Origin of the sequence: Okeania sp. SIO1H4 (assembly GCF_010672695.1) — a bacterium.
In the GTDB taxonomy this organism is placed as follows: Bacteria; Cyanobacteriota; Cyanobacteriia; order Cyanobacteriales; family Microcoleaceae; genus Okeania; species Okeania hirsuta.
In genome coordinates this window covers 20,147-43,459 of the sequence record NZ_JAAHGB010000035.1, presented here as the reverse complement: position 1 = coordinate 43,459, position 23,313 = coordinate 20,147, and the positions used below count along the sequence as shown (strand labels likewise).

At 35.8% G+C, this 23,313-nt stretch carries 18 protein-coding genes; 7 read left to right on the top strand and 11 right to left on the bottom strand.

From position 1 onward, the window contains the following. Nucleotides 1-161 precede the first annotated feature (161 nt). Nucleotides 162-2,012 carry a DUF6798 domain-containing protein gene (locus tag F6K06_RS20550; protein WP_287243865.1) on the bottom strand — a complete coding sequence of 617 codons (1,851 nt, stop codon included), beginning with the start codon at nt 2,010-2,012 and terminating at the stop codon, nt 162-164. A 291-nt stretch (nt 2,013-2,303) separates the two neighbouring features. Here F6K06_RS20550 and F6K06_RS20545 point away from each other — a divergent pair, with 291 nt between their 5' ends. From F6K06_RS20545 to F6K06_RS20530, 4 genes are all read left to right on the top strand, one after another. Beyond that, nucleotides 2,304-2,435, top strand: a complete 132-nt coding sequence (locus F6K06_RS20545) for a hypothetical protein (RefSeq protein WP_282433662.1) — start codon at nt 2,304-2,306, stop codon at nt 2,433-2,435. Nucleotides 2,436-2,807: 372 nt separating this feature from the next. After that, nucleotides 2,808-4,073 (top strand): RNA-guided endonuclease TnpB family protein, encoded by a 1,266-nt coding sequence (locus tag F6K06_RS20540; RefSeq protein ID WP_287243864.1) that lies wholly within the window; start codon nt 2,808-2,810, stop codon nt 4,071-4,073. Between the two features lie 106 nt (nt 4,074-4,179). Beyond that, complete coding sequence (locus F6K06_RS20535) at nt 4,180-5,775, top strand: hypothetical protein (RefSeq protein ID WP_124146508.1); 1,596 nt, start codon at nt 4,180-4,182, stop codon at nt 5,773-5,775. A gap of 38 nt (nt 5,776-5,813) precedes the next feature. Next, nucleotides 5,814-6,770: a lysylphosphatidylglycerol synthase transmembrane domain-containing protein gene (locus F6K06_RS20530; protein WP_124146507.1), complete on the top strand. Its 957-nt coding sequence runs from the start codon at nt 5,814-5,816 to the stop codon at nt 6,768-6,770. A gap of 685 nt (nt 6,771-7,455) precedes the next feature. On the opposite strand, the gene hpnH is transcribed toward F6K06_RS20530, so the two are convergent. From hpnH to F6K06_RS20515, 3 genes are all read right to left on the bottom strand, one after another. Then, nucleotides 7,456-8,484: an adenosyl-hopene transferase HpnH gene (hpnH, locus tag F6K06_RS20525; protein WP_287243862.1), complete on the bottom strand. Its 1,029-nt coding sequence runs from the start codon at nt 8,482-8,484 to the stop codon at nt 7,456-7,458. A 465-nt stretch (nt 8,485-8,949) separates the two neighbouring features. Continuing rightward, nucleotides 8,950-9,561: a hypothetical protein gene (locus tag F6K06_RS20520; RefSeq protein WP_124146505.1), complete on the bottom strand. Its 612-nt coding sequence runs from the start codon at nt 9,559-9,561 to the stop codon at nt 8,950-8,952. A 331-nt stretch (nt 9,562-9,892) separates the two neighbouring features. Next, nucleotides 9,893-10,942 carry a Fe(3+) ABC transporter substrate-binding protein gene (locus tag F6K06_RS20515; protein ID WP_124146504.1) on the bottom strand — a complete coding sequence of 350 codons (1,050 nt, stop codon included), beginning with the start codon at nt 10,940-10,942 and terminating at the stop codon, nt 9,893-9,895. A 1,480-nt stretch (nt 10,943-12,422) separates the two neighbouring features. On the opposite strand from F6K06_RS20515, the gene F6K06_RS20510 reads away from it, so the two are divergent. Both F6K06_RS20510 and F6K06_RS20505 read left to right on the top strand, forming a co-directional pair. Then, entirely contained in the window at nt 12,423-15,800 is a 3,378-nt protein-coding gene (locus F6K06_RS20510) for an ExeM/NucH family extracellular endonuclease (RefSeq protein ID WP_124146503.1), read from the top strand. A 297-nt stretch (nt 15,801-16,097) separates the two neighbouring features. Next, nucleotides 16,098-16,649, top strand: coding sequence for a PEP-CTERM sorting domain-containing protein (locus F6K06_RS20505; protein ID WP_124146502.1), 552 nt, complete (start codon nt 16,098-16,100; stop codon nt 16,647-16,649). Between the two features lie 277 nt (nt 16,650-16,926). Here F6K06_RS20505 and F6K06_RS20500 read toward each other — a convergent pair whose 3' ends face one another. From F6K06_RS20500 to F6K06_RS20480, 5 genes are all read right to left on the bottom strand, one after another. Beyond that, nucleotides 16,927-17,679 (bottom strand): cobalt-precorrin-6A reductase, encoded by a 753-nt coding sequence (locus tag F6K06_RS20500; protein WP_124146510.1) that lies wholly within the window; start codon nt 17,677-17,679, stop codon nt 16,927-16,929. Nucleotides 17,680-18,011: 332 nt separating this feature from the next. Beyond that, nucleotides 18,012-20,030, bottom strand: coding sequence for an ATP-binding protein (locus F6K06_RS20495; RefSeq protein ID WP_287244046.1), 2,019 nt, complete (start codon nt 20,028-20,030; stop codon nt 18,012-18,014). A gap of 258 nt (nt 20,031-20,288) precedes the next feature. Beyond that, nucleotides 20,289-20,585 (bottom strand): hypothetical protein, encoded by a 297-nt coding sequence (locus tag F6K06_RS20490; protein WP_124146501.1) that lies wholly within the window; start codon nt 20,583-20,585, stop codon nt 20,289-20,291. Between the two features lie 69 nt (nt 20,586-20,654). After that, on the bottom strand, nt 20,655-20,912 hold the full coding sequence (locus F6K06_RS20485) for a hypothetical protein (RefSeq protein WP_124146500.1): 258 nt from the start codon (nt 20,910-20,912) through the stop codon (nt 20,655-20,657). Then, complete coding sequence (locus F6K06_RS20480) at nt 20,885-21,124, bottom strand: hypothetical protein (protein ID WP_124146499.1); 240 nt, start codon at nt 21,122-21,124, stop codon at nt 20,885-20,887. The genes F6K06_RS20485 and F6K06_RS20480 overlap by 28 nt, the downstream gene beginning before the upstream one ends. A gap of 8 nt (nt 21,125-21,132) precedes the next feature. Here F6K06_RS20480 and F6K06_RS20475 point away from each other — a divergent pair, with 8 nt between their 5' ends. After that, nucleotides 21,133-21,267 carry a hypothetical protein gene (locus tag F6K06_RS20475; RefSeq protein ID WP_275670428.1) on the top strand — a complete coding sequence of 45 codons (135 nt, stop codon included), beginning with the start codon at nt 21,133-21,135 and terminating at the stop codon, nt 21,265-21,267. Nucleotides 21,268-21,290: 23 nt separating this feature from the next. On the opposite strand, the gene F6K06_RS20470 is transcribed toward F6K06_RS20475, so the two are convergent. Continuing rightward, nucleotides 21,291-21,416, bottom strand: a complete 126-nt coding sequence (locus F6K06_RS20470; protein ID WP_287309044.1) for a hypothetical protein — start codon at nt 21,414-21,416, stop codon at nt 21,291-21,293. A 327-nt stretch (nt 21,417-21,743) separates the two neighbouring features. Further along, a complete protein-coding gene (lnt, locus tag F6K06_RS20465; RefSeq protein WP_124146498.1) occupies nt 21,744-23,294 on the bottom strand; it encodes an apolipoprotein N-acyltransferase in 1,551 nt (516 codons plus the stop codon). Nucleotides 23,295-23,313 lie beyond the last annotated feature (19 nt).

Below are 23,313 nucleotides of genomic sequence, written 5' to 3'. Positions count from 1 at the left end.
CAATATCCAGAAAAATGCTGAGATTATACAATAGTTGTACTGCGTAAGTCCTGATAAATCAAGATTTGTTAATAAAAATATTTTTCTTCAGACTATTCCTGATACTATTCCTGACTTACTGCCTCTCCAAACTTTACAATCATATATTGATACTATAAAATTCAATTACACTTGTAAATCACCCATTTTTCATCTTCTATCAGTTTTTCTAATGGCAGATTTGAATGCCAATTAGTCTTAGTTAAGATATAATCAGCACCAAAATCTTTCGCAATTCTGATGATTTCTTCATTACTTAAATTCTGATATTTTAAATCTAAATTACGGGAAATAATTCTTTTTTTCCACTCTAAATCCACTAGAATATTATAAAGTTCAGACCATTGTTTTATTCCTTTATCAGTGTAGGGAAAACTTTTGAAACTAAAAACTACAGACCTTTGAGAATAAAGGCGAAATTTATGTTGAGAAGGAGGAATCAAAATTAAGGAATCTTTGGTAGTAAGATTTCTAAAATTCAATGCGAGACGGTGGCTTGGGATCTGAGAATAATTAATTTGGGGTAATCTTTTATGTAAGAGTTGGAAAAAACCTAAATAAAAATAGATCAGAGAAAATATCGCTGAAGTATAAATAGTTGCATTAATCCTTACATTAAGTTTTTTTAGTAGTAATTGCTTTTCTTGTAATAAAAAAGGAATTGATAAAATTCCTAAAGAAAGTAATTGTAGACAAATAATTTCCAATATTGTTGAAATTGATGTTGAAGGAGCATTGAAAATAATCCAACTTAATAAGCCAATAATTGCTAGAGAGGTAAATAATCTGGTTCTTGTTAATTTTAACAAATCAAAAGTTTGCAAAATTACAATTATTAAAACTACTGAAAAAAATAGCATTCCGTTATTATTGGTAGTCGGAATAGTCGGAAGAAAAAGAAGCAGTAAACAAATTGCTAGATTCCCTTTTTGATAGTATTGAGTAACTGCAACACTGATAACGATAAGTGTGACAATTTTTGCAAAAGGAGTTGTTCTAGCTAATTGCAATTTTGCAAATAAAGATAAGGGATAAACTTCAACAAAAACATAATTAACAGCAAGTGCCAACAAAGTAAAATATATAATGATACAAAGATTTTTTTTATCATCAGAACTTAATAAATCTGAAGTTTTAATTAATAAAAAAGTACCAGTAAGATAAAAAATAAAACTCTTCCATTCTTGAATCGAAAACCGAGAAGGAATTATGTGGTGAGGATGGCGAATATAACCATACCAATAAATAAATTCTGAGTCACTTAGAATCTCACTATTAGTTGCTCCTGTTAACTTCATGGGAACATAAACTAAACAAGCAAAGCCTACAAATATTACTAAAGAAATTATTAAAGTTTTCAGAGAATGATTTTTATGTGCATATCTCAATAATATAGGAATAAACAAACACCCTGGTAAAAAACCAACTAAAAATTGTAAGAGACAGGCCAATCCAAAAAATAAGTACCCTCTAAACCAGTTATTACAAAAGCAATAATAAATTCCCCAAATTGCCAATCCCATTGCGAAAATACTAGGAGTTGGTTCAGTTCTAAAAATGCTTGTATATCCAACTGTTGCTTCTAAGTTATGTGTATTTAAAACCAAAAAAGCCAGTAGTGCTCCTGATAAAATAGAATGACCAAACTTTTTCCCTATAAGATACAAGCCTGTTACAAGGGAGGAAAAAGCCATTATATAGTAAAGTAAGTAGGTCAAGGATAAACCTAAACCTAAGCTAGCTGTTAAAGATATTAATTTTTGATGGTAGTATCTTGGTGTAAAGTTTAAGAATTCTTGAACATAAAAATCTTTACTATAAATTTGAGGATCGATGAAAGCTTGAACATATGGAACGTCAAGTGCTACATTTTGGGAAGAGTTAAAAGAATAACCATAAAGAATCAGTGAACCAGTAATTACAAGTATATAGATAGCAACTTGTCTTGGTAAATTAGTTTTTGTGAATATCATTGATATATATGTGTCTAAATCTAATACAATTTCACTAAATGGCTGTCACACATAAAGCCTCTATTTGTGACTTATTTAAAGTAAAATTGTATAAGATAATGGATCTTGTATGATAAGATTAGATCGTGTTAAATTTTGTGTAAAACCCTGATGCTGATTCTCTAGTGCTAATATTACTAATTGAGGTGAACAAAAATCTTTTGAACAGACAAAGCATCGATGTCCTAGATTAAGCATTATCGCGCTGTTTAAACCTCTAATCAGCTTTGTTTATGGTGAGCGTTATCGGTGGTGAATCGTAAATCTTACATCCAGATGATGGAGGGAGAAGCTCAAGAAGGAGAAAAATTAGGACGTATGAGAGTCATAGTACAGGATAATGGCCTTATACACAAATGTCAGGAAGTTCAAAAGTTATGGTGAAAGTGGGAATATTAGGTTTATACATCTTTATTTCTGCCTAAATATTGTTCTAAGATCGACTCAATTGGATTGGAGTGGCAATATCTCAAAAAAGATAACTGTCCCGACAAATGTTTGACGACGAGTTAGACGTTGCTTATGGAATTTATCAAAGTGTTGCGAGAAGACCCGCGCTCTCCGGTTACGGGAGCGTCGGGATGAATCGCAATCAATATCGATCTTTCACAAACAATGTGTTATACCAATTTCATAAACTTAAGCAACACTTGTTAAAATATCTATCAAGCTTGAAATCCAAGATGTCAAGTTATCTGTAGTCTGACTTTATGAAATTGGTATTAAAACTGTGAAAAGTTAATTAGCTAGCAGTAGATGGTTGAAAAAGCATACAAATTTAGGTTCTATCCAACTCCAGAACAGGAAAACTTGTTGCGGAGAACTTTAGGCTGTGTGCGACTAATCTACAACAAAGCCTTGGCGATTAGAACTCAAGCTTGGTACGAGAAACAGGATCGTGTAGGATACAAGCAAACTTCGGCCATGCTTACCAAATGGAAAAAGCAGGAGGACTTAGAATTCCTAAGCCAAGTAAGCAGCGTACCATTGCAACAAAGTCTGAGACATTTACAAACAGCTTTTACTAACTTTTTCTCACTCCGGGCCAAATATCCTAACTTTAAGAAAAAACGCAATGGTGGTAGTGCTGAATTTACCAAGTCTGCATTCAAATGGAAAGATGGCCAAGTATATCTAGCTAAATGTGCTTCCCCATTACCGATCAGATGGAGTAGGCAATTACCACCAGGATGTAGCCCCACTACAATAACAGTTATGCTTGACCCATCCAATAGATGGTCGGTGTCTTTGAGATTTAACGACAACAGAGATTTCAAACTCAAACCACTCAATAAACAAGTTGGTGTAGATGTTGGTATTAGTAGTCTCATTGCCACAAGTGATGGCACAAAAGTCAACAACCCTAAGTATTTTAATAAACTGTATAAGAAACTGAGGTTAGCTCAAAAATCACTCAGCCGAAAAACCAAGGGCTCTAATAATTACCAGAAAGCTAGACTGAAAGTAGCTAGGATACACGCAAAAATCAAAGATTCAAGGCTTGACTATACCCATAAACTAACCACTCAATTAATTAGAGAAAATCAAACTATTGTAGTTGAGGACTTAGCAGTTAAGAATATGGTAAAAAACCATAAGTTAGCTAAAGCAATAAGTGATGCAAATTGGGGAGAATTAGTCAGGCAATTAGAATACAAAGCAGAATGGTACGGCCGGGAACTAATTAAAATTGATAGATATTTTCCCAGTTCTAAACGTTGTTCTAATTGTGGTCATGTGGTTGAGAAATTGCCTCTTGATATTAGAGAGTGGGATTGCCCAGAATGTTCAGCTCACCACGATAGAGATATCAACGCTAGTATAAATATTTTGGCTGCCGGGCAGGCAGTGTCAGTCTGTGGAGCGACCGTAAGGCCCGAAGGGAGCAAGTCTCGGAGGGCGGGTGCTATGAAACAGAAAGCCCCTATCAGCAATGTTAGGGAATCCCGCGCTGTCACGCAAGTGCAGCGTCAGGAGGATGTCAAGGATGGAGTGACTGCGAGGCTAGAAATAGGACAATAAAGTACAGAACCGATTAAATTTAACTCTCAAACTAGGGTTTAATTTTTTGTCACATACTTATAAATTTCCCCGCCGACCTACTTAAAATTAGATTGATATATTATTAATGAATAGAAATATATTTGCTCAAGAGGCGATCGCCCAAATACCTAAAATATTGACTTTAATGGATCGAAATGTTCATAGCTACAACTATGGCTGTTTTGATCGAAATTTTTGGCAGTATAAAATTATAGATTTTCCCAGTGGAATGAGCCAAGAATTTGTTTTTCCTTTAGCTTTAGCTTATAAAACCAATATTCCTGAAAATCATTTTTATGGTCAAGAAATTATTAGAGATTGGGTAGAAGCGGGAATTTTATTTGCTGCCAAAAGCGCTCATAAAGATGGTTCTTGTGATGATTATTTTCCTTTTGAAAGAGCAGGAGGAGCAGCAGCATTTTCTTTATTAGCTTGTATTGAAAGTTATAAGTTAATGGAATTAGATAATCCAAATGCTTTAAGATTTTTTGAAAAAAGAGCTGATTGGTTAGCACATCATCAAGAAAGTGGCAGACTGACAAATCATCAAGCATTAATTGTTTTATGCTTAGAGTTACTTTCTGATTTATTAAAAACTGATAAATGGAATCAAAGTAAACAAGAGCGTTTAGAACAAGTTTTATCATGGCAAAACCATGAAGGTTGGTTTCAAGAGTATGAAGGATGCGACCCAGGTTATCATACTTTAACTATCTCTTGTTTAGCATGGATTTATGAACTTAATCCTAATATCGATCTAAAAGGTGCTTTAGCGAAAGCTGTTGCTCTTGCTAGTCATTTTGTTCATCCAGATGGGTCTTATGGTGGAGAATATACCAGTCGTAATACTTATAATTTCTTTCCCTATGGCTTTGAATTAGTGGGCAAATGGATGCCAGAAGCATTGAATATTAACGATCGCTTTTTAAAGGGTTTAGAAAAAGGATTAAATCCTTGTTATGCGGACGATCATATAGTAGGACATCATACTTGGAATTACCTTTTAGCTTGGCGTGATTTTGTTGAAGTTCGACCTGATTTATCCCCTCGCCCTCAGGGAAGATTTCATTTAAAAGAAGGAGGTATTTTAATAGATAGGAGGGAAAATACTGAACTTTATCTTGCTCTTAATAAAGGCGGAGTTTTCAAACTATTTCGTGACAATAAATTAATTCTTTCTGATACTCAATTTTCTCTGTTAATCAAGGAAGGAAATAAAGTAAAAAATGCAGTAGCTCATTTAGTTAGCTCTCGTTACAAAATTGAACTAGGGGAAAATGAAATTATTATTCAAGGTTCTTTAGGTTGGGCAAAACAAAAACAAATGACTAGCTTTAATTTAATTGTTTTAAGAATAGTTATGTTTACACTAGGACGTTTTTTCCCAAATTTAATCCGTAAAACTCTGCAAAAAATACTGATTACTGGTAAGAAAAATGCTCCTTTTGGCTTCTATCGTTCTTTACAATGGAATAATGGCAATTGGGTTGTTTACGATCAATTAACTGCAGAATCATGGGATTCCGTTATTGCAGGGGGAATAGGTTGCGATCAAACTTCTATATATGTAGTTATGAGTCGAACTTTTCAAGAAGGACAGCTACAACGTTGGCTCGATCTTACTCCACAAATAAAACAACTTGAACCCAAGCAAAATTTAACATTAGAAAGAAAATTATAAGTAACTAAATAGCCATAATTAATCATCTAATAAATCCAATGAAAAAATATATTTCGATTGCCGTAAGCGTTGCTATTCTACTAATTATTTACTCTAAAATTGACCTACAAAATTTAGCAAAAGTTTTTGCTAATTGTGATGGTTTAATCATGTTTTTGTCCTTAGCAATGGTAATTCCCATTACTTTATTTACCTCATGGCGATTACAACAATTAATGCCTAAAGGAAGCAGTTTAGATTTTCTGGAAGCAAATCGTTTGATTTTAGGTGCTAGTGTTTTGAATATGGTTTTACCATCAAAAATGGGTGATATTGCTAAGGCTTATTTTATGAAAGATAGAGGACATTTAAGTGGTACTCTATCTCTCTCTTTAGTAGTCTTTGAAAAAGCCTGTGATATGTTATCACTACTTTTATGGTGTGTATTTGGCTTGATAGTTTATCCTGACAAGAATTCTCTTTTCTGGTTGATGACTATAGGAGTAGGAGTAGGTTTAATATTAGGTTTAATTCTCTTAGGTTCTAGAAAATTTGCTATTGTTTTTTTTGACATTGGGATTAAGATTTTACCTAAAAAAATAGGGAAAAAATTAGAGAGTTTAAAAGAATCATGGTTAGAAATGCACGATTATTTTTGGGAGGATAAAAGGCAATTAATTAAAGTTTCTACTACTTCTATTTTTATTTGGTTTCTACATTTATTTCAAATCTGGTTATTCATTTTAGCTCTTAAAGCAGATGTTCCTTTCTTGACTAATTTAGCCTTATCTCCTCTGGCGATTTTAGCTGGTTTATTACCACTTACTTTTGCTGGAGTGGGTACTCGTGATGCTGCTTTGATTTTATTTTATCAACCTTATTTTGGAGAAGCTACAGGAGCAGCTTTAGGTTTATTATGCACTTCTCGTTATTTTCTTCCTGCGATTATTGGTTTACCCTTTTTAGGAGAAATGATGGCAACAGTTAAACAAATGAACAAAAATCAACAGTTTTGATATTTAAGATTGAGTCAACAATAAATGCGGTTAAAGTTTTTGAAATCACGGGGTGACAAGCAGCTCAAAACTATTGTTGGATAAGGGTTTAAAGAATATAAGCAGCGGTAAAAAATTGACAGGTTTTGTGAGAATGACAATCATTCTTGTTGGTGGTGTGGATGCAGCTTTTCCTATTAATTAATTAGGGTTTGCTGAAAAAGTCTTATGGGTGAGGGTAGGAGGACCGAGTCAGGAGAAATGGGAATTATAGAGGAGGTAGGAGGAAGAATAGTCCCTTGATTTTTCTGCGCAACTATGCGCCTAAAATGCTAATTTTTTGAACCTAAGCGACCTAAAAGCTGGGACTTTTTTCAACTAAAAAATGTTAAAACCTTTATATGTCAATACTTTTAGATTTAATCAGCAAACCCTAATTAAATCAAACGTTGCCCGAATATTTGAAAAAGGCAGATAAAATTTATTATCGCTTGGGAGGTGATCACCACTTTAACGAAATTGTTGGGCGTAATTCTGGTTTTTACGCTCTTTACATTCCTCTGTTCCCTTACCACCAAAAATTATTGTCCTAACCAAAAGACGTAATGCTATCCTTTTGAAGAAGGTTGTCAGTGGTAGTCGAAAAAAGTTTACCCTAATCCCTACAACTGCCAAAAAATCGGAGCGTAGACACAATAACTTTTATTTAACCCCCAATTTTCAACAAAGAACCCAAAACTTGAGGAATATTTTCTAACTCCATTGCTGCTATTGCTGCTGTCGGTTCATAACCACAATGAACCATACAATCAGCACATTTAGAATTCCCACTTTTATAACCGTAATTATCCCAATTAGTTTCTTCTAAAAGTCCTTTAAAAGTAGCATAATATCCTTCATTCATTAAATAACAAGGTTTCTGCCAACCAAGCACACTATAACTAGGACTACCCCAGGGAGTACAATCATAATCTTTATCTTTTTCTCCCATCAAAAAATCTAAAAATAGAGGATTATGATTAAAATTCCAATTCTTTTTACCAGTTTTAAAAGGAGCAAGAATTTCTCTAAATAATAACTGTGTTTGTTGGCGTTTGAGAAAATGTTCCTGGTCTGGTGCCCACTCATAACTATAACCAGGAGAAATCATCATTCCATCAATACTTAAACTTTCTAGAAAATCAAAAAATTCCTGCATTTGTTTCGGGTCTGTTCCCTCAAATACAGTAGTATTGGTAGTAACTCGAAATCCTTTTGCTTTAGCAGCGCGAATTGCTTTAACAGCTATTTCAAACACTCCTTGTCGGTCAACACATCGATCGTGAGTTGCTTGTAAACCATCAAGATGAATGCTAAAAGTTAGATAAGGAGAGGGTTTGAATTTATCTATATTCTTTTCAAGTAACAAACCATTAGTGCATAAATAAACAAATTTTTGGCGATCGACTAACCCCTGCACAATTTCAGCAATTTGTAGATGCAATAAAGGTTCGCCTCCAGGAATAGAAACCACGGGAGCGCCACATTCTTCTACAGCAGCAAAACATTCTTGAGGTGTGAGGTTTTGCTTGAGTATTTCCTTCGGATGCTGAATTTTTCCACAACCAGGACAGGCTAAATTACATCTGAATAGAGGTTCCAGCATTAAAACTAGGGGAAAACGTTTAGGCCCTTTGAGACGTTGAGTCAGGAGATATTTTCCTACTTCTAGAGCTTGTTGGAGTTGAATTGCCATGAATAACATCTTAATGTAAGTAATCTATTTATTTTTACACAATAGACATTACTTATATCATTAAGAGTTTGTTATGTATCGTTGTGATATAGAACCCATTTGGTATCTTCATAAATATGCGCGTTAGCTAGGAGACAGGAGACAGGAGACAGGAGACAGGAGACAGGAGGCAGGAGGTAAGAGGGAAGATGTGGGGAGAAATAATAAAAAAAATTCAACACTCCTTCAGATAATTTTTCCTCAAAATAGATGCACGAAAAGACTTGACTACCATAATTATATAGATCTCAAATGGGTTCTATAGACTAAGGAGTCATTCTCTTTTTTCTTCCCTCTTCCCTCCTAACTCCTGTAGGTCGCCCTACCGACAGCTCCCCTACCTGAGTTCTGACTCCTCCCTCGTTTATTTATAAGTATTCAACCGGACATGATATTAAGTCCTGAAAATCCCAAAAACCCATCCATTCAAACAAGTCTAGCTAATAAAATCCTGATTATGACCTCCAATTCCTCAGTAACACGGTAAAGATTGATTCCTTCACAGATAAATTTTGCTTGACGATCTAAAACACCAAACTGCCAAACATTACCAGTAGTTACAGCCCCTAAAATTTCAGTTTGTGGGGAATCAATCCATTGATCGAGGGCAATCATTTCCGTCGCTAACTGAGTAAAACCTCGATTAATATCCGCTTGTTTAGCTTCAATAACAATCAAATTCGTTGTCGAACGTAACAAATAATCTAATTTTCCTTGCAATCTGTTGTTAACTTGAATAGAATATTCTATTCTTAACTTAGCGTGGGAATAATGAATTAAATCTGAGATAATGGGCGCAATGAGCATTTCCCTACGGGTAGCCTCATTATCTAAATCTATATAAGGTAATATATCCTCAATGCGCTCCTTTAAATCAGTGATTCGGTCTAATTCATCAGGATATTGTGGTAAAGTGAGAAATTTTCGCTCAAATGAATAACCAAATTCAGCAACCAAATCATCTATCGTAAATCCCAACTCAAAATAATTGCTGAAAGTATAAGAACGATTAGGATCAAGTAATGGCTGACGAGTCATTGTTTTTCTCCATTAAATAATATCCAATCCGTTTAATTCGGTATAAAAAAATTTTTCATCTTCACCCATTAACAAATCTTTCTAAATTCTCTTCCCTTCTGAGTCCTGACTTCCCCTCCTGGGAGGGGTTAGGGGTGGGTTGACTCCTGACTCCTAATTAACTATCTAATTATACCAATGCTACCGGATTTGATATAATCTAGGACTTACGCAGTAAAACGTATTTCCGTCATTGCAACCCACAGGGTTTGCGGAGCATTCCGGGACGGAAAGCAATCTCAAACGCTACTTTTTCGTGCTTCGTGCGTAAGTCCTGATGATATTATCGTTACTATTTCCAGCCCACACGATCCATTAATTTAATCGCTTCAGCATTCAACTTGCCATAAGTAGCAACATTAATAGAATCGCTCTTGAAGTTGCCATAGGTTGTCAAAACGCTAGGAACAGGTACACCTGCAACTACAGGATATTCATTGTTACCCTCAGAGAAGATTTTTTGAGCTTCTGGGCTGGCCAAATGTTCGAGAAACTTAATTGCACCTTCTTTATTTGGGGCAGTTTTAACTACGCCACCACCACTAATATTAATGTGAGTACCCCGCCCATTTTGGTTAGGGAAAAACATTCCTATTTTCTGAACAACTGCTTTGTCTTCTGCTTTGTCAGATTTTGCTAAACGGCCTACATAGTAACTATTAGCAATACCAATATTACCGATACCTGCAGCAACACCTTTTATTTGAGCAGTATCATTTCCTTCTGGAGGTCTGGCAAAGTTGCTAACAAAGTCTTTTGCCCAATTTTCTGTGTCTGATATTCCATGAATTTCAATTAAAGATGCTATTAAGGATTGATTATAAATGTTATTGGAGGAACGAATCAGAATTTTGCCTTTCCATTTATCTGTGGCTAAGTCTTCATAAGTTGATAGCTCAGATGGTTTAACTTTGTCTTTGTTATAAACTATTACCCGTGCCCGTTTGGAGAAACCAAACCATAGGTTTTGGGGACTGCGGAGGTTTGCTGGAATTTTACTGTTGAGAGTAGATGAAGAAATGGGTTGCAAGATTCCTGCTTCTTCAGCTCGTCCCAAACGACCTGCATCTACTGTAATAAAAACATCTGCAGGGCTGTTAGCACCTTCGCTTTTGATACGTTCGATTAACTCATCTCCTTTGCCTTCTATGAGATTGACTTTGAGGCCAGTTTTTTTGGTGAAACTGTCGTAGAGAGCTTGATCGGTATCGTAGTGGCGAGAAGAATAGAGATTTATCGCCCTACTTTGGGCTAATCCTCGATTACTTTTACCAAGTTCGGCGATCGCCACACTTGCCATTGCTGTGCCTGTTGCTAAAAATATACGTCTAGTAATTTTCATTTTCAATTTTCTCCTCGTTTTTGATCGATAAATTAGGTATCGCTAATCACTTAATTTTCGCTGATTAATTTTAATGATATTGCAATTTATTCTTGATAATTTTTATCCTTTATCAGGATTAATTTATAGAAAATTAGACTCTACCTTTGAAAACTTGCGATCATTTGACCTGATTTTATCTATAATAAGTAGTGACTTTGACAGTGACTTTGACAATGTATAAATTGTTTCCAGACACTATTTAAGTTTTACTCACAAATTTGTTTTATCTCATAATTAAATATATTTGTCAAGTAGTTATTAATTTATTTTTCTATACTGAGAAATTTTATAGAAAGCAGCCAGGCCTTATGACAAGTGTCTGATTTGAATAGACATTATTGAAAACTTAGGGCTTGCTGAAGAAGTTGACACCCTGTTGGTTTCAGCCAGCCGAATTCAGTAATAATACTTAAAGATCGGCTAAAGCAGCGCAAAACCCTTGTATTATACCAAATTCACGCAAAGGCAGTTACATCTTAATTTGTGATTTATTCCTAAAAGAAAAAATTATAAATTCCATAAATTCTCAAATTTCCACCTTTTTTCCTCTTTAATATTTATGTTTTTCTTTCTCTGTTCCCAGCTCCGGTGTTCCCAGTTAAGTGTGTCGTCACGCTTTGCAATATTTTATGAAATTGGTATTAGTTAGTGGGTTCGCACAGCGTTGCGTCAGTATCTCAGAAAATGGAGGTAAATTGACATTATAGATACCACCTGTTTCTCTGCCAATATCAGCATTTTCTATTAACGTTTAGGAATAATATCAAGTCCGGATAATTAGTGATGAAAAAACCTATTTTCTTACAGAGGGCAAATATCCCTATTATCCCTACTCCCTACTCCCTTATTTATAAGTATTCAACCAGACATAATATTATTATTGGGACTTACACAAAATAAAGTCAAAAAATAGGATCAAATATAGATGGGCAGAGGCTTTAACGTCAAAAATGCATAAATCCTGAATAAGCACGGGTTCTAGTCATTTTTAAGGCATCGACGTAATTCCCTTGTCTAGACTGACTTTACACAATCTTCACAAAACTGTTAGGTAATAGAGTTGTCGCTAAATAAGGGAAAAAAATTACTCTAACCTAGACAGAGCAATAATTCCAAGCATTTTTGCCACCCAATAGCTACAATCCTTGCAGAATAAGGTTTTTGGGATTTTTTTAAGTTATAAAGGGACAAGTCTAATATAAAGTTTCTATAAAGATATCTAGTTCTTAACTTAGACTTAACCCAAGATTGGATGACATTTGTTTAGATTAATTAAGTAACTTACAAATTACTAAGAAGTTGAGCATCAGCTCGCCGATAATATCTTGATTTTGTGTGTAATATGACTCACATATGAGAATAAATCACAAAGAATTATCAAACCAATACTAATTAGTCAAATACATTAACTGATCGTCAAATTAATTAGGAAATAAAAATGGCTGCAACTACACTATCATCAGGAGATATAGCCATTATTGGCTTTAACTTTGATAACCCAGATGAATTTGCCTTTACACCATTAGTAGATATTGGTGCAGGTACAGAAATTAATTTTACCGATAACGGTTGGCAAGCTGCTGGTAGTTTCAGAGCTAATGAAGGCACTTTTACTTGGACAGCACCCACAGATATTACTGCCGGAACAATAATTAATCCTACTGTCAGTAGTATTGCATTCTCAGTTGATGGCGACCAAATTATTGCTTATCAAGGAGATAGTAGCAACCCTACCTTTATTTATGCCCTCAACAGTGAAGGCAACCCCGGAGTATGGCAGTCTGACTCTACGAGTTCCAATACATCTGCCCTACCCACAGGTTTAGTTAATGGTGAAACAGCAGTAGCTTTAGACGAAATTGATAACGCTATTTATACAGGCATTACTTCTGGTACACAAGCCGAATTATTAGATGCCATTAGCGATAACTCTAATTGGTCTGGCAGCAATAGCACCAGACAAATAATGCCAACAAACCCTTTCACAGTTAGTGGTAGCAGTGGTGGCTCCAACCTAGTCATCAACGAGGTCTTGGGCAGCACAACAGGTACTGATGTCGAATTCATTGAGTTGTTTGGTCAAGCTGGAACATCTCTTGATGGTCTGAGTATTATTGTCGTGGAAAGTGATGCTGGTTCAAGTAATGGAACTATTGACCAGCGGGTCGATCTTGGCGCTGAGGATGTTATCGGCGATAACGGCTTTTTCCTCATTGGTAACACTCAAATTCTTGAGAACAGTATTTATGGTGTAACGCCTAATCAGGAAATTAGTTCTAACTTTGTTGAAAACAGCAGCTATACTATTGCTTTGGTAGAAACCAGCAGTTTGACGGGAAGCAGTGTGTCTGGTAGCGAAGTGGTTATAGATACCGTTGGTGTAACTGACGGCGGTACTACAGATTCATTCTTCTTTAATGCTCCAGTATTAGGTCCGGATGGTTCCTTCTTACCTGCGGGTGTGCGTCGTGTAGCAGACGGAGTAGATACCGATACAACAGGGGACTGGGTTTTCGGTGACTTCTCCCTTGGTTCAGACAATACTCCCACAGCTGGAACCAGCGATAATGGTGGCGGTACTGGTGAAACTAAACTCATCAGTGAGATTCAAGGTAGTGGTACATCCAGTCCACTAGAGGGTCAAACAGTAACTATTGAAGCTGTTGTTGTGGGAGACTACCAGGATGGTGCTAGCGGAACAAATGGAGATTTGAACGGTTTCTTTGTTCAAGAAGAAGATAGTGACGCAGACGCAGATCCTTTAACCTCTGAAGGTCTTTTTATCTTTGATGGTGACTCTCCTGCGGTAGACGTAAATATTGGAGACGTTGTTCAGGTTACAGGAACAGTAGATGAATTCTTTGGTTTGACTCAGCTAACCGATGTATCTGTTTCCATTCAAGGTACAGATACTTTACCAACTCCTGCTACTGTAAACTTCCCTGTGACTACAGTTGACGATCTAGAAGCTTTTGAGGGAATGGGAATAACAATTCCTGATACCCTATTTGTCACAGAATATTTCAACTTAGACCGCTTCGGTGAAATCGTCCTATCCTCTGATGGAGCTAGTAATGAACCAGGAACTGATGGTCGCCTGGAACAATTTACTGACTTCAATGCTCCAGACGTTGCAGGTTTTGCTGCTTATCAAGAAGAGATCTCTAAACGACGCATTGTTCTTGATGATGGTCAAACTGTTCAGAACCCTAGTACAATTATTCATGGCCGTGGTGGCAACCCTCTCAGTTCTACCAATACTCTACGGGGTGGCGATACTGTTGATAATCTCTCCGGTGTTCTCAGTTTTGGCTTTGGCGACTACCGAGTTCAACCTGTTAACCCCATAGATTTCCAAGCAACTAACCCTCGTCCAGAAACACCGGAAGACGTTGGCGGAGATTTGAAAGTTGCTAGTATCAACGTTCTCAATTTCTTTACTACTCTAGACGAAGATGGTAATCCTGGTAGCGGTCCTAACGGTCTTTCTCCTCGTGGTGCTGATAACCAGACTGAATTTGACCGTCAAGTTGAAAAGTTGGTTACAGCTCTGGAAGATATTGACGCAGATATTGTTGGTTTGGTTGAGTTAGAGAACGAATTTGGTGGGGACCAAAATGGTGACGGTCAGTTTGCCATTGAGACATTGGTTGATGAACTTAACGACCGAGTCGGTGCAGGGACTTATGCTTATGTCGATCCAGGCGTTCCTTTTGTGGATACAGGTGATGCAATTTCTGTTGGTGCAATTTACAAAACCGACAGCGTTCAAGTTGCTCCTGGAACAACAGTGGAAGTTCTCACAGATTCCGATCTGCCCGATCTTGGTTTAGGTGGCACAGTATTTGATGGAGAGGATACTAACCGCGCTCCTCTTGCTGTCACTTTTGAAGAACTAGCGACAGGCGAACGCTTGACAGTATCTGTTAACCACTTTAAGTCTAAAGGAGGTACTGGCACTGGTGACGATGCAGATGCGGGTGACGGACAAGGAAACTTCAATGGTACTCGTTTACGAGGTGCTGAAGCTCTAAATGCTTGGTTAAATACTGACCCCACTGGTAGTGGAGATAGTGACTTTTTGATTGTAGGTGACTTAAATGCTTACGCTCAGGAAGACCCAATTACATCCCTGGAAACAGAAGGTTACACAGACCTAATCGAGGAATTTGTTGGCAGTGACGCTTACTCCTTCGTATTTGATGGTCAATTTGGCTATCTGGACTATGCTTTAGCGAATGAGTCACTGTTATCCCAGGTAACGGGTACTACAGAATGGCGCGTTAATGCTGACGAACCTGATGCTCTTGATTACAATCTTGATTTCGGACGCGATCCAAGTCTGTTCAACGGTCAAGATCCATTCCGCAATTCCGACCACGACCCCATAATAGTTGGTTTGAATTTGGAAAGCTCCACTCCTGGAGAAGTAATTGAGGGTACTCGGCGTCGGGATAATTTGATTGGAACCGATGGCGATGATACTATTACTGGTTTCCGAAATCGAGATGTTCTTACTGGTGGCGGTGGTGACGATACATTCGTTTACACTAGCATTGTAGATGCAAGAGATATCATTACTGACTTTGAAGTAGGTAGCGATAAAATTGACCTAGCTGGAGTATTAGATGGTTTTGGTTTTGTTGGAGTAGATCCCATTGCTGATGGTTATGTTGGTTTCCGTTCTCGTCGTGGAAATACTATCTTGACTATCGATCCTGATGGTGATGCGGGAAATGGTCGCGCTCGCTCTTTCTTGTTAGTGCAAGATGTTAATCCTGCGGAATTGAATAATCCAGACAATTTCATTTTTTAATTGATTGAGATTTTAGCGATCGCTTTCCCTGGCGATCGCTCTTTCTATGAAGATTCAGACTATGGAAAAAACTCAAAGTTTAAGTTATTTCACTCAATTACTGCATATTAATTTTCTTTCAGACATCAGTATTATCACTATTGTCATTGCTAGTAAAGTTTTGTACAATAGATAAAGTTTTGTACAATAGAGAAAAAGCAAGTAATTTTTCTACCATAGTCAAGAAGCTATAGGGTGCATAACAACTTTTAAATTTACGCAACCAACCAACATTTGCTCCCTTTTACTAAAAAAACCATGACTAACATTTTTCAAAAGTTATCTTTCGTTGCTACAACTACAGTTCTCAGCTTATCAGTCATTAATACTAATCCTGTTAATGCAGTTTCAATTATTTATGATTTTGAAGTTAATAATTTAGATGGTTCTTTAGCAGGTGAAACATACTCTGGATTTTTTGAATTTGATGATTCTGCATTAACAGGAATAGGTGAAGAATTTTTATCTGTATCAGAACTCAGTTTCGATTTTCTAGGTATCAACTACACCGAAGCTGATGGTTTTCCTGAAGTTGTATTTCTTGACGGTGACTTTCTGGGATTGAATTTTGAGACAGATGCTGAATTCTCTTTTTTAGAAGGCTTATTTGACTCTAGTGACCCTTTCTTTTCATACAATATTCCTGGACAAGGAGAAGGTGCAGGAGACATTGCATACAATTTACGTCCAGATACCCCAGTATCTACACCTGAACCAACTGCTGTTTTCAGTTTATTAGCTTTAGGTACTGCTGGTTGTAGTGGTGTTTTGAAAAATAGAAAAACATCATCATCAAAAGATGCAGCATAATTTTTTCAAAGTATCTAATAGACATCTGGTGAAAATAAACTTGCCCTTTATTTGCTATAAACTAGAGTGTAATAACTCAAAAAATCATTTTCTGTGTTTTTTTCCTAAAAACATCTTCCCTGTTCCCTATTCCCTACTTTTACAAAAAGTCTATATCTTTTTCACGCCTATGTCTAATAAACAAGAATTTAGGGGTGTTCGATGGAGCATCCCTATTCTAGTTTTAGAAGATGTCAAAACATGACGTTTTGTATTAGTTTGATGAAGCAGAAAAGACTCAATCACTATAAATTCTGAGCCAAGAAACTGCACTTTCTACATCAGTTACCTGTTTTCCATCAGGAAGAGGAGGGCGTTGGATCATTACTACTGGAATACCTAATTCCCGCGCCGCAATAATTTTAGCATAGGTAGCATCGCCACCACTATTTTTACTAACGATCGCTTCAATCTTATATTTTTGTAAAAGCGACCGCTCTTCTAATAAGGAAAAAGGTCCACGCTTAGTCAATAGTTTTCCCGGGGGTAGTAAGGTATTCAGTTTAGGTGGATCTATAGTCCGCATTAAAAACCAGAGGTTTTGGAGATGAGCATAACTTGCTAACTCTTGACGACCGATGCTCAGAAATACTCGTTGGGCTAATTTTGGTAAAATTTCGATAACAGTTTGCTTATTTTCAACTTCCACCCAGCGATCGCCTTCTGTTTTTTCCCATGGTGGGGAGATGAGCATCAAATGAGGAATATTCAATTCTGAAGTTGCGATCGCTGCATTCCAAGAAATTTGTACTGCAAAAGGATGAGTTGCATCAATTAGCAAATCTATTTGTTGTGCCTGTAGATATTCTGTTAACCCTGGCACACCACCAAAACTCCCTATTCGCGTATGGGTAAATTTGATCGAAGGTTGACGAGTACGACCTGCCAGAGAATTTATTACCTCTAACCCCGGTATTGTAGTAGCTAAAGCTGCCAGTTTCCATCCATTTCCAGTGCCTCCCAAAATCAGCACTCGTTTTTGTTTTGTCATGTTATACCAAATTGATAAGTTTTTGCTACAAATAGCTAGGATATTTCTTAGGAGTTAGGAGTCAGGAGTCAGGAGGAAATAAAGAAGGAGACAGGAGACAGGAGACAACCCACCCCTCGCCCCTCCCCCTCCCAGGAGGGGAAGACAGGAGGAAAATTACATGGGGATTTCATCCCTGGGAATTTTGAACACCGTGTAGACGGTGGGGTATTAAACCCACAAAGAAAATGATAAAGAAGAACAAAGAGGAGGAGAAGGAGAAAGTTTTTTTATCACTAATTATCCGGACATGATATTACTGAGGTACAATTGTTTTTCTTCTTTTCTACTCCCTACTCCCTAAAATCAACAACTGGCAATTCAATCACAAATTCTGTACCCTGACCGACTACGGAATTACAGTAAAATTTTCCCTGGTGTTTTTCAACTATAATTTGATAACTTAAAGATAACCCTAACCCCGTACCTTTACCCACAGGTTTTGTTGTATAAAACGGGTCAAATATTCGGTTTTTCACTTCTTCTGGCATTCCCATTCCATTATCAGTAATATGGATAGCAATCCAATATTTATTTATAAATTTAGTCTGAATTTTAATATAGGGTTGAATATTACAAAATAGAGAATTTGATTTTTCCCAAGACATTTCTAAAGCATCAATAGCATTAGCTATTATATTCATAAAAACTTGATTAAGTTGACCTGCAAAACATCTGACTAATGGCAAATCACTATATTCTTTAATAATGTTAATTTTGGGAAATCCGATTTTGGGCTTGAGGCGACTTTGCAAAATTAGTAAGGTACTATCAATACCTTTGTGAATATCAACTTGTTTTTGCTGAGATTCATCGTGACGGGAAAATTTTCGTAGGGATAAAACTATTTCTTTAATTCTTTTAGAACCTTCTTCCATGGAAATAAGCAAATCAGGAAAGTCTTCTTGGATAAATTCCAGGTCTATTAGATCTTGTTTGTCTGTAATTTCATCTCCTGGTTCTGGATAATATTGATGATAAAGCTTGAGTAAATCTAGTAAATTTTCAGCATAATTTTTAGCAGGTTTAATATTGCCGTAAATAAAGTTAACAGGGTTATTTATTTCATGGGCAACTCCGGCAACTAACTGACCTAAACTCACCATTTTTTCATTCTGAATTAATTGAGCTTGAGTTTCTTTTAATTTTTGAAGAGTTTGTTCTATAGCGGCATTTTTTTCTGTTAATTCTTGGGTTCTTTCCTCAACTTTAGTTTCTAAAACATGACTGTAATCAGATAATTGTTGATATGAATTTTTTAACTGTTGAATCATTTGATTAAAAGTTTGGGCAAGGAAACCAATTTCATTTTTAGTTATTACTGGTACTTTCTGGGTTAGCTCCCCTGCACTTACTAATTTAGCTGTCTGAGCGATCGCTAAAATTGGTCGTACAATTTGATGGCCTAATAACAACATAACTACTGCCATTACTAAAGCTAATATCAAACCTACTAATAAAATTGAAGTAGCTAGATGACGAGCAGGTGCAAATGCTTCTGTTTGATGTATTTCTGCTAGTAATGCTAAATTGTGTTCTTTTAGCCACCGATAAACACCAATTACTGGCACACTTTTGTAATTTTGATATAACCCTTTGCCATTATTACCATTCATAGCAGCATTAATAGCATCACTTTCAATACCATCAGGAAATTCTTCAGAACCAAATTTTGTGGCTGAAACTAATGCATGTCTCTTTGATAAACTACTACCAATATTCCCCACTAAATAGGTTTCAACAGTCTCTCCTAACTCTGATTGTTTGCGAATAATAGTATCAATTCTTTCCAAGTTAAGATTGGTAGCTAACATTCCTAATTGTTTACCATTTTTACTTAGAATAGGAGTAGCAAAATTAATCATTGGTTGACCTATTTCAACAGAGAGGTAAAAATTTGATATTAAGTTATCTGTGAGAGGTTTTGTGACTTCGCTATATTGTACTATAGGTTGATATTTGCCGATTTTATTAGGATTACTAGAAACTAAAATTCTACCATCTCTGGTTAAGATGAAAATTTCTTGTAAACTGTCAATATTAGTGGTAAAAGATGTTAAATAAGTTTGCAGTGAGGTTTGAGCATATTTATATTCTGATGTAGATTTTTTGGTTGTTAGTAAGATTTTTGCTTGGTGATTAATTTCTGGTAATTCGGCAATCGCTAAGATATTTTTACATTGGTCTAAAATCCAACGATTAAGTTCATTTTCTTTAAGTTTGGCAGCAAAGCTAAGGCGTTCAAATACTGATTCTTTTAAAGATGCTCTTGCTTGACTAAAGGTTGTATATCCGACAATTGATATTGTCATTAGCGACAATATTAAAAAAGAACCTACAATCTGAATTAGGAGGCTTTTTTTCCAGAAATACATGATTCTAGATCCTCATTTTTTCATCTAAAATTTTTCTCTTTTGAAAGAAGTAGTTATACCAATTCCTAAAAGTAATGCTATACTTAGGTAACACTTCATTCATTAAGTAATTAACACAGGTAAAATATTTTTTTTGTTAATTTGAGTCAAGTTAATTTTAATTATTCTTATGTTTACTTCTCCTCCACTCCCCTACTACCCTACTCCTCTACTCAAGAAAATGTAGAAAAGTTTTTGAGAAATGGTATTAGTTAGGGGAGCTGTCGGTAGGACTACATACAGAGCATTAGCAGAAGCTGTAAAATCGCAAATTGCCATTAGAATTTGCTGCATCGCCTTACTCCAAATATTTTCTATATGTACTTGAGAATAAACATGGTTTACAGAATTATCAAATAAGTGAGTTTGACCTTCAGCAAACTGTTGAGATGCTACGGAAATATGAGGGTCTTTTTGATCGTGCCAAAATTGTTCTTCCCATAGTTGAGGCATAATCGGAAAATAGCAACCTTTACTACCTTTAATGTAAAGTCCTAAATTATTTGGTTGTATTAGATATGATCAAAAATCTTTCGCTAACTTAGGATGAGCAGAAGATGTAAAAATTATAGGTTGTTTAATAGATATTAAATATCTAGGTTTGTCTCCATTAGGATTATTTGGAAATTCTATAGTTCTCATTTGATTCAAGTAAATTTCTTCGTCTTCTTTTTGATATACAGGAATTGACATAGTTGAATTAATTGTCATTAAAGTCTCGCGATTGAGGAAATTAGTATGATTATCAGAATTTAGCCAATTAACTGCATTAGGTGGCACATATCCATTTTTATAAAGCTAGTGTACCAATCTAAAATTTCAATTATTTTTTGTCTTATAGCTGGTTTATCTACTTGTAATTTGCCCTGTTTATCTACTATTTGTAAATTGTTGGCCTCCAAAATTTGTTCAAATATAACATAACTATCTGAAGCATCGATAGACATGGGCAAACCGAAAGCATAAATATTACTGTCATTTTGTTGAGGCAAAACTTTTTGTGCATTCTGCCAAAATTGCCAAAAATCATTCCATTGTTTTGGTCTTTATTCACCTAGACCAGCATCACGAATTAAATCATGCCAGTAGTGAATATGGACAGTTTCCTGCATTATCATTTTCTTTGTGGGTTTAATACCCCACCGTCAACGGGGGTGTTCACGCATTACTTGGGGGAGCGAATCCCCATGTAATTTTCCTCCTGTCTCCAGTATAGCTGTCTCCTGTCTCCTTCTTCAATGGTACAGCATAATATATTGCACAAATAAGCAGATTTAAAAGCACTATCGCTGTAGAAATTTTTTATAGGTTTAATTAGATCTGAAACATCTACTAATTTTCCTTCTGATGCCCATTGAGGAATTAAAGTATGTTCTGCTTTTTTAGAGAAAAAAATATCAGGTGGTTTACCTGCTGCTAAAGCATCAATACCTACTTGTTAAAATATATATATCAACAATTTTTTATTCATTTGTTTTGATTAATTATTGTTTTGTAGCAACTGCCATTACTGCTCTTGACTTATAGAATATCTAAAACAACGGAATATCAATAATCAACCTTCCTCCTTCTCTTCTAGATAACTAAATGTCTTCTTCCTTCTTACTTCTGCTATATTTTTGACCAGATAATTATTTTTATTAAAATTCCTCCCATCACTAATAATGGTGTTAACCAATCACCCAATTTTACATATAAAGTTTGGGTATTTCGCCGATAAATTGTGGTTGAATAAGTTTCATAAGTATTAATTCCAGATAGCCAAATTGTTCTACCGTGAGGATCTACAATTCCAGAATAACCTGTATTAGTTGCTCGTACCGCCCATCTATCAGTTTCAATTGCCCGCATTACATCTTGAGCATGATGTTGAGCTGGCATTGTGGGACTATAATGGGCGTTATTAGCTGCTGTTAAAATAAATTCTCCTCCTGCTGCGGTTTGTCTTTGAAATACTTGGGAAAAAGCTGAGTCATAACAAATTCCAACTATTGCTTTGCCAAAGGGTGTCTCAAATATTTGGTCTGTTTTTCCAGGTACTAAATGAGCGTCTAAAGGTGAGAGTCTATCTATTAGTTTTCCTAAAATTTCATTGAAAGGAATAAATTCTCCTAAAGGTACTAATTTAATTTTGTCATAACGACTAAAAATTTCTCCTGTATTATCTATAGTAAATAAACTGTTAGTCAGATTATTATCTTGTTTGCCATAACCACCGACCCAAGCTACTACTTCTTTGTCTAAAATTGCTTGATAAAAAGAAAGGAATCTACGATTATTTTGATTTGTCCACAAAAAAGGTAAAGCTGTTTCTGGTGTTAATACAGCATCAACGCTTTGGTCTGCTAATTTTTTATATCCTGTGGTATAACCTTCCAGGGCACGATACCAACCTGTAGAATTGAACTTAATTTCATTAGGAATATTACCTTGAATAATTCCCACTTTTAATGCTGTTTCTGAATCGGGATTTAAAGGAATATTATATAGACTAAACCCTACTATGTGGAAAAATAGAAAAGTTGTAATTGGAAGTAAGAAGAAAGAAGGAGAAAGGGAGAAACGAAAATCAACTTTTTTTTCCTGCAATTTTGCTTTGATGAAGCCTTCCCCAATTAAAGCATTTACTGTAATAATAGCTGCCGTAACTGTAATTGGTCCTGATAATTGACTAAGGTGTAAAATTACTAAATTATAGTTGCTCTGAGTCAAAGATAAAGAAGTCCACCAAAGACTTCCTAAACTCCAGATTTTCTCTAAACAACACCATAAAGTTATACCTAACAAAACTCTGGCGAATGAGAATATTTTCTCTGAGAAAGATGTAGGAGTTAAAACCCCAAATAAATAAGCCCAAATAGCAACTAAAATTGCTCCCCAAAGAGTGATAAAAATCCAACAAAATATAGCGATCGCTAAACTAGCTAACCAAGGAACTCCTAACCAGGTCATGGGATGAATTCCGGTTATCCAAAATAAAGCTACACCGTGATAACCTACTCCCCAAACTAAACCTAATAAAAATTTATCAAAGTATTTTTCTTGTTGAATTACTAACACCCACAGAGGAGCTAGAGCTACCCATCCGAGAAACCATGCGTTTACTGGTGCTGTGGTCATTCCCATAAAAATGCCACTAATAAATGTTATGAATAATATCATTTTTATAAATGTTTGCTAC